The following is a 13315-nucleotide window of genomic DNA, read 5'->3' as shown; positions in this document are numbered from 1 at the left end:
CAATGGGATACATGGGTAGCAGCTCTTGGACACTATGAGCGCTGGTCGTGCAGGGTGAAGGACGTCAGCCCACCCCCGAGGCTGACCCCATCGAAGGGAGCGATCATGCACGACCTCGCCCGGGGCGTCGCCCGTTTCCGACGCGACGTCTTCCCGGCCAAGGCGCGCCTCTTCGCCCGGCTGGCCGGCCGGCACGCGCCGGAGGTCCTGTTCGTCGGCTGCTCCGACGCCCGGGTCCCACCGGAACTGATCACCCAGGGCGAGCCGGGCGACCTCTTCGTCGTCCGGACCGCGGGCAACATCGTTCCGGCGTACGCCCCCGGCGCGGACGGCGTGGCGGCGAGCATCGAGTACGCCGTCGGCGTGCTCGGCGTGTCCGAGGTCGTCGTCTGCGGACACTCGTACTGCGGGGCGATGACCGCCCTGGCGGAGGACCGCGACCTGAGCGGCACCCCGGCCGTCGCGGACTGGCTGCGCCACGCCGATGCCGCCCGGGCGCGCGTCTCCGCCGGGGCCACCGGCGCGGACGCCGTGGACGCCGTGGGCGCGCTGGTGCGTGCCAACGTCCACGCCCAGCTGGCGAACCTGACCACCCATCCCTGCGTCGCCGGAGCGCTGGCCCGGGGCGCGCTCACCCTGCGCGGCTGGGTCTTCGACATCGCGACGGGCACGGTCGAGGAACTGCCCGCGCACGGCTCCGCCGTCGAGTCCGTGCCGCCGCGCGCCACGCGGTCCGCCTGAGCCGCTCGGCCGCGCAGGCCCGCTTCTCACCCGCTTCTCACCCCGGGCGCGGATCCGTACGCGACGGCACCTGCTCGCGGCGGAACCCGTACCCCCGACATCCATGCCCCCGCACCCGCGGACCAGGCACCCCACGAAAGGAAACACCCATGCCGCACGCCCAGTTCGACCCCACCGCCCGCCTGCAGCTCGCCGAGGCCGCCGTGGCGGCCAAGACCCGCCGCGATCTGACCTGGCAGCAGATAGCCGACGCGGCCGGTCTCTCCGTCGCCTTCGTCACCGCCGCCGTCCTCGGCCAGCACGCGCTGCCGGAGGCGTCCGCGCGGTCCGTCGCCGAGCTGCTGGGCCTGGACGAGGACGCGGTGACGCTGCTGCAGACCATCCCGACCCGCGGCTCCCTCGGCACCGGCGTTCCGACCGACCCGACGATCTACCGCTTCTACGAGATGCTGCAGGTCTACGGCACCACCCTCAAGGCCCTGGTCCACGAGCAGTTCGGCGACGGCATCATCAGCGCCATCAACTTCCGGCTCGACGTGAAGAAGGTGGCCGACCCGGAGGGCGGGGAGCGCGCGGTCATCACGCTCGACGGCAAGTACCTGCCGACGAAGCCCTTCTGACGCACGGGGGCCTTCCGGCTCGCGCTCACCGGGGGCGCCGGTGAGCGCGAGGCGCCCGTCCCCCGTGCGGGGCGGCGGCAGGTGACGTGACGAGGCCGCCGTCAGTGGTCCTCGGCCGCGAAGAAGGTCTTGGCGGAGGCCAGAACGGCGGTGTCGCGGTGGATGTCGCCGGGCCGGTTGCCGTGCCCGATCAGGGAGCCGCCCCAGCGCATGCCCATGTACTCGGCGGACAGCCGCAGGGTGCCCAGCAAGGGGTCGGCCACCGTGTCGACGTCGTGGCTCGTCGTCGTGACGGCCCACATCGTCTTGTCCCGCATCCGGTCCCGGAAGCGCAGCTCCCGCGTGTTGAGCCAGCCGCCCCAGTAGTCCAGGTAGAGCTTGGTGGACGCGGACACGCTGTACCAGTACAGCGGCGAGACGATCACGAGGTCCGTCGCCTCGAACGTGGCGTCCAGCAGCACCTTTTCGTTGTCCGCGGGCTCGTCGCGGGCACGCCCGGCATGGCGCAGGTCGCCGAACGCGGGCAGCGGGAGATCGCCGAGCCGCAGCCACCGCTGGGTCACCCGCGCCGGCAACTGGGCGGCGGCGTGCCGGGCGAGCGCTTCGGTGTTCCCGCCGGTGCGGGAGCTGCCGAGCAGGAAGAGGAAATGCCGGTCGGCGTCGTTCACGGTGGTGTGCCCCCCTGGCCGTGTCGGTGACGTACGAAGACCGTGCTGGTCACGGCCTGCGGCGCAGGGCTGCAACGTCGCTGCCCGTGATCTCGTTCCCGGTCGCGCCGATTGCGGAGTGTTCGACAATGACCGTACACTCCCGGGTGTTCGTTGGTCATTGAACACTCGATGAGGGGTGGCTGCCCATGCGTGTTGTCCGGTTCGAGAAGTTCGGCGGTCCGGAGGTCCTGACGGTGACCCGGGCCCCGGCCCCCCGGCCGGGCCCCGGACAGGTCGCCATCGACGTCGCGTACGCCGGCGTGAACTTCGCCGACGTGAAGTCGCGGGGCGAGGGCTACCGCGTGCCGTCGCTCCCCTTCGTGCCGGGCCTGGAGGTGTCCGGGTGGATCCGCGCGGTCGGCGACGGGGTCACCGGCCTGGAAGCCGGCCGGCCGGTGGCGGCGCTCACCCCGGGCGGTGGCTACGCGGAGACCGTCGTCGTCGACGCCGCGACCGTCTTCACCCTGCCGGACAGCATCGACCTGCGCACCGCCGCCACCCTGCCGACCGTCCTGCCGACCGCGCACGCGCTCCTGCACGAGGTGGGCCGGCTGCGCGCCGGCGAGACCGTACTCGTGCAGGGGGCGGCGGGCGGGGTCGGAACGGTGCTGGGTCAGTTGGCCGGGGCCGCGGGCGCGGGGCGGGTGTACGGCGTGGTGTCGGGGGCGGCGAAGGCCGAGTACGCGCTCGCCCACGGATACGACGAGGTCTTCGTGGGCGGGTTCGCGGACGAGGTGCGCGCCGCGACCGGCGGCCGGGGCGTGGACCTCGCGCTCGACCCGGTCGGCGGCGAGACGTTCCGGCGGAGCCTGGAGGCGCTCGCGCCCTTCGGCCGCCTCGTCTCCTACGGCAACGCGAGCGGGGCCGAACCGTGGCGGCTGGGGCAGCCGGAGCTGTTCCCCGGGGCGTTCTCCGTCGCGGGCTTCTCGCTCCTCACGCTCGCGGCGACGGAGCCCGCGACCGTACGCGAGATCGCGACGCGGGCGTTCCGCGCGGTCGCCGAGGGGACCGTGCGCCTGCCCGTCACCGCGGAGTTCCCCCTCGCGGAGGCGGCGGAGGCGCACCGGCTGATGGAGACGCGCACGACCACCGGCAAGCTGCTCCTGCGGGTGGCCGGCTGAGTGCGGGCGCGCCGCCGGGCGCGCGCCGCGTCACCTGCCCTTGTGGTGGTGCTTCCGCTCCGCCGCGTGCCGGGCCTTCGCGACCGCGTCGTGGAGCTCGCCCTTGACCTTCTGGAGGTGGCCCTCGTTCTGGGTCCGGCGGTTGCCGGTCACCCGGCCCAGGGTTTCCTTCAGGTGGCCCTTGGTCCGGTCGGCCTTGGCCTTCGTCCTGTCCTTGGCGCTCATGTCGGCGATGCCCTTCGCTTCGCTTGCAGGGGCCGGGAGGGCGGGCGGCGCCCGCTCCCCGGGTTCCAGTGTCGATCGCCGGGGCCCGGCGCGCACGCCGTGGCCGGCCCGCACGGAGGGGGAGGGGGTCAGGACGGCTTGAGCGGGTCGTGGCCGATGTTCATCAGGCCGTGCCGCCACTGCGTCCCGCCGGCCTCCGGCTCCCGGTCCGGGCTCCGCTGGGAGCGGACGACGTCGCACACGCGCCGCATCACGCGGGCGTCGTCCTCGGTGAGGTCGGTGCGGCGCTTGGCCAGGATGTCGAGGACCTGCCGCCCGGTGGGCGGCCCGGCGCGGTCGGGGACCTCCTCGGCCCGCTCGCCCGCCGCCTGGACGTTCAGCCAGTCCTGGAGCTCGCGCGAGGTCATGTTCACCGCCGTGTGGAACTCGTCCCACAGCTCGGTGCTCACCTTGTCGGACGCTGTCACGGTGCTGCCTCCTCATGGCCGGAAAGTGCCGTCGGGGCACGCGTTGCCGATCGCAGGGACGGTAAACAAGCCCGCGATTCGCGGACCGCCCGGCGGACGGCTCATACCCCCGGCGCGGGGCGCACGGCGATCCCGTTCCGCTCCAGCAGCGCCGCCGTCACCCCGTCCCCCGGCACCAGCTCCCCGCCGAACGAGCCGTCGTACACCGTGCCCCGGCCGCACGACGGACTGCGCGGCATCAGCAGCGCCTCCGAGCACCCCGCCCGCCGCGCCGCCGCGAGCGCGCGCCGCGCCCCGGCCGTGAACTCCGCCGTCACGTCCCGCCCGGTGTCCTCGACGACGCGCGCCGTCCCGTCGAGCACGGCGTGCCCGTCACCGCCCACCAGCTCCGCGGGCCGCCGCGGCGTCGCGAGCCCGCCCGCGACCTCCGGGCAGAACGGGACCACCACACGCCCCGCCACCGCCGCCCCGACCTCCGACGACGCCTTGTCCCGCCCGTCGAACCGGCAGGGCACCCCACGCAGACACGCGCTGACCAGGATCGCTTCCATACCGCCAGGCTAGCCAGCCGGGGACGGCGCCGCTTCAGGCCCCCACCACGCCGTCGACGCCCTCGCGCAGGAGGTCGGCGTGACCGTTGTGGCGGGCGTACTCGAGGAGGACGTGGACCATCGCCATGCGCAGGGAGACCCGCTGTCCCCACCGCGGCTGGAAGCCCGTCGTGTCCAGGGACGCCGCTGCGGCCTCGACGCGGCGGGAGTGGGCGGTCTCGGCGTCCCACATGGCGAAGGCTTCGGCACGGGTCGAGGCGGACGCGTCGTACGCCGCCTGGAAGTCCATGCGGTCGGACCAGACGAGAGGCAGGGCGTTGTCCTCGAACACCCGGCGGAACCAGGTGCGTTCCACCTCGGCGAGGTGGCGGACCAGGCCGAGCAGGGTCAGCGTCGACGGCGGCATCGAGTGGCGGCGCAGGTCGTCGTCGGTGAGCCCCTCGCACTTCCGGGCCAGCGTGGCGCGGTGGTAGTCGAGGTAGGCCCGCAGCGTCTCCCGCTCGCCGCCGGTCGTGGGAGGGGGGACGCGATCATCGAGGGACATGTGTTGCACTCCAGTTCGTTTTCGGTGGTGAGGGCAGGTGTAGCCCGGAGTGCCGGGGCGTGCAAGCGCTGCCCCGCGCCCCCGGAACCAGCGGGCGGTCGGGTCGTTCACAGGGCGCCACACCGCTCGCCACCGGTCCAGGGGGAACGACGAAACCATGTCCGACGACCACGGAGGGTGCCGCGGCTGGGACCGGCTCGGTACCGAAGTGCTGTTCCACGGGCGGCATCTGACGCTCCACCGCGACCGCGTCGTCCAGCCGGACGGTGCCGAGGGGACGTACGAACGCCTCACGCTGGCGGACGGCGCCCGGGTCGTCGCCGTCGACGACGAGGGATGGGTGGCCCTGGTCGAGGACGCCTTCGCGCCGCTCGGCCGGCGGCTGCTGCACATTCCGGGCGGGGCCGTCGCCGCGGGGGAGGACCCCGAGGCCGCGGCGGCGCGCGAGTGCGAGGAGGAGACGGGCCGGCGTCCCGGCGCGCTCCGGAGGCTGGGCGCCTTCCACCCGCTCCCGTCCCGCACGTCGGCCGTCACCCACCTCTACCTGGCCACCGACCTGCGCCGGGGCACGCTCCGGCGGGACCCGACCGAGGCCGGCATGCGGGCCTGCTGGCTGCCGCTCGACGACGCGGTCCGCCTGGCCGCGAGCGGAACGCTGACGGAGGCGGGGACGGTGACGGGGCTGCTCCTGGCGGCACGGCTGCTGTCCGCGTGAGCGCCACCCGCCGAGGGTGAGCTTCGTCTCGTCCGGCAGGAGGGCGGGGACGGCGGACCGTCCACCGCGACCCCCCGTCCGTACCCCGCCCCGCGCCGCGAACCGCCGCGCGCCCGCCGCCCGATGCGCTCCGTCGCGTCCCGCCCAAGGCCCGCCCCGCCGCGCGGCGCACCCGGGCCGCGCGGCAGGCCGCGGCCGGGGCCGGTGAGCGGCGACCGGCCGGCCGGCGCGATGATCTCCCCAGGCCGCGGCACCCCGCCCGTCCCGTCCGCCGCGCGGAACCGCCGCGCCCGTGACACCGGGATGCGGGGCCCGGCCGTCGAACGAAAGGGAGTGGGACATGTCGTACTGGCTCGTCGCGGGCGGCGCCGGATTCATCGGCGGACACGTCGTCAGGGCCATGCGCGAGGCGGGGGAGCGGGTCGTCGTGGTGGACGACCTCTCCACGGGGAGCCGGGACGCCGTCCCGGACGGCGTCCCCCTGGTCGAGGCCGACATCCGCGACGGGGAGGCGCTCGCCGGGGCCTTCCGGCGGTTCCCGGTGGAGGGCGTGGTCAACCTCGTCGCCCGGACCCAGGTCGGCGAGTCCGTCGAACTGCCGCTGCTGCACTACCGCCAGAACGTGGAGGGCTTCCGGACGCTCCTCGCGGCCATGGACGACGCGGGGGTGCGCAAGCTGGTGTACTCCTCCAGCGCCTCCGTCTACGGCATGGTCGACGAGGACCTGGTCACCGAGGCCACACCCTGCGCCCCGATCAGCCCCTACGGCCAGACCAAGCTGATCGGCGAGTGGCTGGCCGCCGCGGCGCACCGCGCCCACGGCGTCGACTTCGTCAACCTGCGGTACTTCAACGTCGCCGGGGCCGCGGAACCGCGGATGGCCGACGGACGGGTGCTCAACCTGGTGCCCATGGTCTTCGAGAGGCTCACCGCCGGGCAGCCTCCGCTGATCTTCGGCGACGACTACCCGACCCCGGACGGCACCTGCGTCCGCGACTACATCCACGTCGCCGACATCGCCTCCGCCCACCTGGCCGCCACCCGCTTCCTGCGCGACCGGCAGGGGGTGGCCCGCACCTACAACGTCGGCCGCGGCGAGGGGCTGTCGGTACGCGAGCTGATCGCCGTGATCGGCGAGGTGACCGGCCACGACACCACCCCCGTCGTCACCGCCCGGCGGCCGGGCGACCCGGCGCGGGTGGTCGCCGACTCCTCACCCGCCGAACGGGAACTGGGCTGGCGGGCCCGGCACACCGTCCACGACATGGTCGCCTCCGCCTGGGAGGGCTGGTGCCTGCGGCACCCGCACGCCCTGCCGGAACGGGGCACGCGGGCCGCGTCCGGGGCGTGACCGGCGGGGTCGCCCGGGCGGACGGGCGGGGGTCCGGGACCCGTACGGAGGAATCCGCCGCGCCGCCGACGGCCCGTCACGGCGCGCACGCCCGCCGCCCGGAACGCCCGCACCCCCGCTTCGCATAGGCTGACCCCGCCGGAATCTCCCGCTCGACGGGAACGCCGGGGCCCGGGCCGCGCACGGAACGGGCGGTGGTCGAAGTGAGGAGTGGATGTGGGGGACGTGGCGGTGGGCGCGCGTTCGGAGCAGGGCGGGCCGGAGGAGGAGCCCGTGGGGGCGGCCGGCGGGACCGAGCCGGCCGGCAAGGCCGAGCAGGCCGAGAAGACGGGGAAGGCGAAGAAGAAGGCCGGACAGCAGCGGCCGTTCTGGAAGGAGCTGCCCCTCCTCGTCGTGGTCGCCCTGGTGCTGGCTCTGCTGATCAAGACGTTCCTGGTGCAGGCGTTCTCCATCCCCTCGGACTCCATGCAGGACACCCTCCAGCGGGGCGACCGGGTGCTGGTCGACAAGCTGACCCCGTGGTTCGGCTCGGAGCCCGAGCGCGGCGAGGTCATCGTCTTCCACGACCCCGGCACCTGGCTGCGGGACGAGCCGACGCCGGAGCCCAACATGGTGCAGAAGGCGCTGAGCTTCATCGGCCTGATGCCGTCGGCCAACGAGAAGGACCTGATCAAGCGGGTCATCGGGGTCGCCGGCGACACCGTGGAGTGCAAGGGGACCGGCCCCCTGAAGGTCAACGGCAAGCCGCTGCAGGAGCCGTACGTCTTCCCCGGGAACACGCCGTGCAGCCTGGCCCCCGAGGGGCAGTTCAAGGTCACCGTGCCGAAGGACCGGCTCTGGGTGATGGGCGACCACCGGCAGAACTCCGCCGACTCCCGCTTCCACCAGGACGAGCCGGGCAACGGCTTCGTGCCCGTCGGCAACGTCGTGGGCCGGGCGATCGTCGTGGCCTGGCCGATCGACCGCTGGGCCACCCTGCCCGTGCCCGACACCTTCGACCAGAAGGGCATCGACAAGGCGGCCGCCACGGCGCCCACCGCCGTGGCCTTCGTCGGTGCCGTCCCGCTGGTGCTGCTGCGCCGGCGGGTGGCCGTCCGCCGCGCGGAGCGGCGCGGCTAGCGGCGGGCCCGGGCCGCGGAAGGCGCCCGGCCGCCGGACCTCCCCCGGTCCGGCGACCGGGCGCCTTCGTGTCGTCCACGACCCTCAGCGGTCCTGCGAGAGCGCGTACAGCTCCTGGAAGAGGCCGCCGGCCGTCACCAGCCGGTCGAACGGCCCCTGTTCGGTGATCCGGCCGTGCTCCATCACCACGATCCGGTCCGCGATCCGGGTGTTGTCCAGCCGGTGGGTGACGACGATGGTGATGCGGTCCTTGGCCATGTCCTTGAGCGCCTGGAAGATCATGTGCTCGCCCCGGGCGTCGAGTTCGCTGGTCGGCTCGTCCAGGATGAGCACCGGTGGCCTGCGGTACAGGGCCCGGGCACAGGCGATGCGCTGCCACTGGCCGCCCGAGAGGTTGACGCCGCCCCACAGCTCGCGGGCGAGCAGCATGTCGAGCCCCTCGGGGAACTCCTCGACCGTCGGGCGCAGTCCGACCAGGTCGACGGTCTCCCAGACCCGGTCGTCGTCCCAGGTGAGGGGCTGGCCCAGGGTGATGTTCTCACGGGCGGTGAGCGGCCAGTAGGCGAAGAACTGCGGGACGAGGCCGGTACGGGCCCAGACCGTGTCCGGGTCGGCGTTGGCCAGGTCGACGCCGTCCCAGGAGACCGTCCCCTTGTCGGCGGTGAACAGCCCGGTCACCAGCCGCATCAGGGTGGACTTCCCGGAGCCGTTCTCGCCGACCACCGCGACCAGCTCGCCCCGGCGCAGCGTCAGGTCGAGGCCGTCGACGGCGGGCCGGGCCTTGTTCGGGTAGGAGTAGGTGACGTTCTCGAAGCGGATCGTCTCCGGGTGGGCGGGGGCCGTCTCCCGGCCGCGGTTCGGGGCGAGCGCCCGGGTGCGGTCGACGAACCGCTTCCAGTCGCCGAGGTAGAGGGTGGAGTGGAACAGGCTGGTGCAGTAGTGCACGACGTTGGTGAGGTTGCCCAGGGCGGCGCGGACGGCGACGACGGCCGTGGCGGAGACGGCGAACGACACCCGGCCGGTGACCGTCAGCCACACCAGCGTCGTCCAGGCCAGAGTCAGGCAGGCGCCGCCGGCGACCGCCGCGAGGAGGTTGACGCGCAGCCCCAGGCCGGCGGCCTCGACGATGCGCTCGTCGATGCGGTGGGAGACCGTCCGGTACCAGAACATCAGGTACGCGCGCATGCTGTTGGCCCGGACCTCGTCCGCCAGCCGGGGTGTGGTGACGTGCCAGCGCATCATCCCCTTGACGTTGCGGCGGGAGACGTTGGCGTAGTGGGTGCGGTGCTCGATCTTCGCCTCGGCGACCGCGCCCGCCCCGGACGGCAGCACCGCCAGCACCAGTACCGGCAGCATCAGCGGGTGCAGCACGGTCAGCACGCCGCAGGCGGCGACGAGCCGGATGAGGGCGGACATGAACGCCTGCGCGTCGTAGAGCATCCGGTCGCAGCGGATCGCCCCGGTCTCGGCCGCCTCGTGCTCGTCGGCGAAGTCGGCGCGGTTGAGCGCGGCCAGCTCCACCGAGACGACCGCCTCGACGAGGGCGACGTCGGCGGCCGTCATCAGCCGGGGTTTGAGCCGGCTCACGGCCCAGGACGCCACCCCGTACGTGACGCGGGCGACGGCCGCGGCCACCGCCACGACGATCAGGGCCGGGAGGGCCTCGCGGATGCGGTCGGGCACCAGGCCGCCGCCGAGCACGGGTGTCATGGCCCGTGCCGTCGCCGCCAGGCCGACGGCCGCCGCCGTGCCGGAGAGCAACTGGCAGCCGACCAGGACCAGGACGTCCCGGCGGTCGACCTCCCAGGCCATGCGGGCGATCTGGGCCAGCAGGGCGGGGATCCGGGAGCAGAGCTGGAGGAAGGACGCGGACTCGAACGCGTCCCGTACCCCGGCGTCGCGGCATCGCACTTCCTTCGGTTCGGGCAGGGGCGGCCGGGGTGGTGCGGGCGTCTCGGCCGTGTCGGCCGTGTCGGCCGTCTTGGGCATCTTGGGCGTCTTCGGGGGACGACAGGGCGGGTGCGCCGTCCGTTTGAGTTCGTGGTCGGTCGTCACGATTGGTGCCCCCTCCACTCGTTCGGGTGCCGTTTCCGGCGGTCCCGTGACCAACTGCGCCAAATGGGGGAAAGACACGGCGGCGCCCGGAAGTGGACAAGCGCCTCGAAGGGCCTCAATGCACCGTGAGTGGGTGGACCGTTGACGATGACGGCCGTTCTCCGCGCTAACTCACACGAAAGGGTGAGGGAGTGGTTGCGTCCGCGACGCGAAGGGGCCCGGGGACGCGGTCTCCGCGCCCTCGGGCCCCTGTCGCGCAGCCGGCTCGCACGCCGCTTCCGCGTCAGCCCGCCGACGTCACCGCCGGCTCGCGCTCCGCCGCCGTCCGCGCGTCACCCGACTCCAGGCCCGGACGGTGCAGGTCGAGCGCCGGGGACTCGGAACGGATCTTCGGCAGGGACGGGAAGTTGTGCCGCGGCGGCGGGCAGGAGGTCGCCCACTCCAGCGAGCGGCCCCAGCCCCACGGGTCGTCCACCTCCACCTTCTCGCCGTACTTGGCGGTCTTCCAGATGTTGTAGAAGAACGGCAGGAACGACAGCCCGAGGAGGAACGAGCCGATGGTGGAGAGGGTGTTGAGCGTCGTCCAGCCGTCCGCCGCCAGGTAGTCGGCGTACCGGCGGGGCATGCCCTCCGCGCCCAGCCAGTGCTGGACCAGGAACGTCAGGTGGAAGCCCACCGTGAGCGTCCAGAACGTGACCTTGCCCAGCCGCTCGTCCAGCATCTTGCCGGTGAACTTCGGCCACCAGAAGTGGAATCCGGCGAACATCGCGTAGACGACCGTGCCGAAGAGCGTGTAGTGGAAGTGGGCGACGACGAAGTACGAGTCGGAGGTGTGGAAGTCGAGCGGCGGGGCGGCCAGCAGCACCCCTGTCAGACCGCCGAAGACGAAGGTCATCAGGAAGCCGGTGGCCCACAGCATCGGCGTCTCGAAGGACAGCGACCCCTTCCACATGGTGCCGATCCAGTTGAAGAACTTCACCCCGGTCGGGACCGCGATCAGGAAGGTCATGAAGGCGAAGAACGGCAGCAGCACCCCACCCGTGACGTACATGTGGTGCGCCCACACCGTCACCGACAGGCCGGCGATGGAGATCGTCGCGGCGATCAGACCCCAGTAACCGAACATCGGCTTGCGGGAGAACACCGGGATGACCTCGGAGACGATCCCGAAGAACGGCAGCGCCAGGACGTACACCTCGGGGTGGCCGAAGAACCAGAACAGGTGCTGCCACAGCAGCGCCCCGCCGTTGGCCGGGTCGAAGATGTGCGAGCCGAACTTGCGGTCCATCTCCAGTGCGAACAGCGCGGCGGCCAGCACCGGGAACACCAGCAGAATGAGCAGCGCGGTGAGCAGGACGTTCCAGGTGAAGATCGGCATCCGGAACATCGTCATGCCGGGGGCGCGCATACAGATGATGGTGGTGATGAAGTTGACGGCACCCAGGATGCTGCCGAAGCCGGACAGCGCCACGCCCATGATCCACAGGTCGGCGCCGACGCCGGGGGAGTGGGACGCGTCGGACAGCGGCGTGTAGGCGAACCAGCCGAAGTCCGCGGCCCCCTGCGGGGTGAGGAAGCCGGCGGCCGCGATCAGCGAGCCGAAGAGGAACAGCCAGTACGACAGCATGTTCAGGCGCGGGAACGCCACGTCGGGCGCACCGATCTGCAACGGCATGATCCAGTTCGCGAAGCCGGTGAACAGCGGCATCGCGAACAGCAGCAGCATGATCGAGCCATGCATCGTGAACGCCTGGTTGAACTGCTCGTTCGACATGATCTGCGAGCCGGGGCGGGCCAGTTCGGCGCGCATCAGCAGGGCCAGGATCCCGCCGATGATGAAGAAGACGAAGGCGGAGACGAGATAGAGGGTCCCGATCCGCTTGTGGTCGGTGGTCGTCAGCCACTCGACGGGTGAACTCCTCGGCCGGGGACCCGCGGTCGCCTCCCCTACGGGGCGTTCCGTCAGGGGTTTCCGCCCGCTCCGCACTTCGACGCCGTCCACTGGCACACCTGCTCCGCATCTGCCGAAAGTTCTTCACGGACCGGAGGGGCGTACGCGGGGGTCACGGGCCCCTCCGGCCTCGTTCATGATCGGCGGCGGTCGGGGGCCGGGGCAGGGGCCGGGCGGGGCCGGGGGCAGGGCCGAACGGCCCTCTCCCGGGCGGGCCTCACCACGGCGCCCAGAACCGCTCCACGACCAGCAGCGCGATCACCCCGTACCAGGCGGCGGGCACGGCCCAGTGGAACTCCCGCACCCCCAGCACCAGCGTGCGCGGCGCGGGCAGGAAACCGTGCCGGAGGTTGTGCGCGGTCGTGTACCAGAACAGGGCGATCGTCACGGCCCACGCCAGACAGCACCACAGGCACAGCGCCCCGATCACGTAAAGCGCCTGGGACATCAGCCACATGCAGAACACCGCCCCGGCCAGCGTCCCCAGGTTCAGCCCCAGCCAGCACCAGCGCGGCAGCCGGGCGCCGGTGAGCAGGACGACGCCCAGCGCGACGACCACCGCGTAGGCGACCAGACCGATCAGCGGGTTGGGGAAGCCGAACACCGACGCCTGGTCGCTCAGCATCACATGGGTGCACGAGACGACGGCGTTGATGCTGCACGCGGGCCGGAAGCCCGGGTTCTCCGCCAGGTGGATCTTGTCGACGGTGATCTGGAAGGAGGCGAGCAGCCCCAGCGTCCCGGCGCCGACCAGCAGCCAGGCCAGGGCCCGGCCGGCTCCGGCGGCGTTGCCCCGCAGGTGATGTGCGTCCTTCGCGTCCAGTGTGTTCTGCGCGTCCCTGACGCCCCCGCCGGCGGACCGGTCGAACGCGGTGTCGGTCATGGCTGTCCTCCTGGTCCCTGGCACTCGGGCGCCCGTGCCGGCGGGACCCGCCCTCCCGGCGGGACGACGGGCCGCCGGGCCGGGCGGAGCGGGTCCGCCGCCGCGCCACTCGGCGGCGGACCCGTTACGCCCATTCAACGAGGCACCGGCGGCGGAGGACAGGGGCCGGTCGGCCCCAACAGAGAGCGCGGCGATACGGTGGACAGGGCCCTGAACAGGGCCGACCGGCCGTCAGGGGCCGTATCCGGCCGCCCCGGTCCCC

The 13315-nt window shown here is 73.1% G+C and carries 14 protein-coding genes; 6 read left to right on the top strand and 8 right to left on the bottom strand.

Features of this window, described 5'->3' with window-relative positions; all coding sequences use genetic code 11:
* Positions 1–105: 105 nt before the first annotated feature.
* Both J7W19_RS02305 and cynS read left to right on the top strand, forming a co-directional pair.
* Entirely contained in the window at positions 106–741 is a 636-nt protein-coding gene (locus J7W19_RS02305; protein WP_004950986.1) for a carbonic anhydrase, read from the top strand.
* A 149-nt stretch (positions 742–890) separates the two neighbouring features.
* On the top strand, positions 891–1361 hold the full coding sequence (gene cynS / locus J7W19_RS02300; RefSeq protein ID WP_004950985.1) for a cyanase: 471 nt from the start codon (positions 891–893) through the stop codon (positions 1359–1361).
* 101 nt (positions 1362–1462) lie between these two features.
* Here cynS and J7W19_RS02295 read toward each other — a convergent pair whose 3' ends face one another.
* Positions 1463–2029, bottom strand: a complete 567-nt coding sequence (locus tag J7W19_RS02295) for a flavodoxin family protein (RefSeq protein ID WP_004953854.1) — start codon at positions 2027–2029, stop codon at positions 1463–1465.
* Between the two features lie 188 nt (positions 2030–2217).
* Here J7W19_RS02295 and J7W19_RS02290 point away from each other — a divergent pair, with 188 nt between their 5' ends.
* Complete coding sequence (locus J7W19_RS02290) at positions 2218–3192, top strand: quinone oxidoreductase family protein (protein WP_004953857.1); 975 nt, start codon at positions 2218–2220, stop codon at positions 3190–3192.
* 30 nt (positions 3193–3222) lie between these two features.
* On the opposite strand, the gene J7W19_RS02285 is transcribed toward J7W19_RS02290, so the two are convergent.
* The 4 genes from J7W19_RS02285 to J7W19_RS02270 all read right to left on the bottom strand — a co-directional run bounded on the left by J7W19_RS02285 (position 3223) and on the right by J7W19_RS02270 (position 4979).
* On the bottom strand, positions 3223–3417 hold the full coding sequence (locus J7W19_RS02285) for a CsbD family protein (RefSeq protein WP_004953859.1): 195 nt from the start codon (positions 3415–3417) through the stop codon (positions 3223–3225).
* 128 nt (positions 3418–3545) lie between these two features.
* Entirely contained in the window at positions 3546–3884 is a 339-nt protein-coding gene (locus J7W19_RS02280; protein ID WP_004953862.1) for a DUF3140 domain-containing protein, read from the bottom strand.
* 101 nt (positions 3885–3985) lie between these two features.
* Complete coding sequence (locus J7W19_RS02275; protein ID WP_004953865.1) at positions 3986–4435, bottom strand: 2-thiouracil desulfurase family protein; 450 nt, start codon at positions 4433–4435, stop codon at positions 3986–3988.
* Between the two features lie 34 nt (positions 4436–4469).
* Positions 4470–4979 (bottom strand): DinB family protein, encoded by a 510-nt coding sequence (locus J7W19_RS02270; protein ID WP_004953868.1) that lies wholly within the window; start codon positions 4977–4979, stop codon positions 4470–4472.
* A 157-nt stretch (positions 4980–5136) separates the two neighbouring features.
* Here J7W19_RS02270 and J7W19_RS02265 point away from each other — a divergent pair, with 157 nt between their 5' ends.
* The 3 genes from J7W19_RS02265 to lepB all read left to right on the top strand — a co-directional run bounded on the left by J7W19_RS02265 (position 5137) and on the right by lepB (position 8164).
* Entirely contained in the window at positions 5137–5694 is a 558-nt protein-coding gene (locus J7W19_RS02265) for an NUDIX domain-containing protein (protein ID WP_004953870.1), read from the top strand.
* 340 nt (positions 5695–6034) lie between these two features.
* Positions 6035–7045 carry a UDP-glucose 4-epimerase GalE gene (galE, locus tag J7W19_RS02260; protein ID WP_004953873.1) on the top strand — a complete coding sequence of 337 codons (1011 nt, stop codon included), beginning with the start codon at positions 6035–6037 and terminating at the stop codon, positions 7043–7045.
* 216 nt (positions 7046–7261) lie between these two features.
* Positions 7262–8164 carry a signal peptidase I gene (lepB, locus tag J7W19_RS02255; protein WP_004953877.1) on the top strand — a complete coding sequence of 301 codons (903 nt, stop codon included), beginning with the start codon at positions 7262–7264 and terminating at the stop codon, positions 8162–8164.
* Between the two features lie 84 nt (positions 8165–8248).
* Here lepB and J7W19_RS02250 read toward each other — a convergent pair whose 3' ends face one another.
* The 3 genes from J7W19_RS02250 to J7W19_RS02240 all read right to left on the bottom strand — a co-directional run bounded on the left by J7W19_RS02250 (position 8249) and on the right by J7W19_RS02240 (position 13053).
* A complete protein-coding gene (locus J7W19_RS02250) occupies positions 8249–10153 on the bottom strand; it encodes an ABC transporter ATP-binding protein (RefSeq protein ID WP_004953883.1) in 1905 nt (634 codons plus the stop codon).
* Positions 10154–10502: 349 nt separating this feature from the next.
* On the bottom strand, positions 10503–12185 hold the full coding sequence (gene ctaD / locus J7W19_RS02245) for an aa3-type cytochrome oxidase subunit I (protein ID WP_233478216.1): 1683 nt from the start codon (positions 12183–12185) through the stop codon (positions 10503–10505).
* A gap of 202 nt (positions 12186–12387) precedes the next feature.
* On the bottom strand, positions 12388–13053 hold the full coding sequence (locus tag J7W19_RS02240) for a vitamin K epoxide reductase family protein (RefSeq protein WP_004953888.1): 666 nt from the start codon (positions 13051–13053) through the stop codon (positions 12388–12390).
* Positions 13054–13315 lie beyond the last annotated feature (262 nt).

Source organism: Streptomyces mobaraensis NBRC 13819 = DSM 40847 (genome assembly GCF_017916255.1).
GTDB lineage: Bacteria > Actinomycetota > Actinomycetes > Streptomycetales > Streptomycetaceae > Streptomyces > Streptomyces mobaraensis.
The sequence above is the reverse complement of the archived record's forward strand: the minus strand, read 5'-3'. Positions and strand labels throughout refer to the sequence as shown.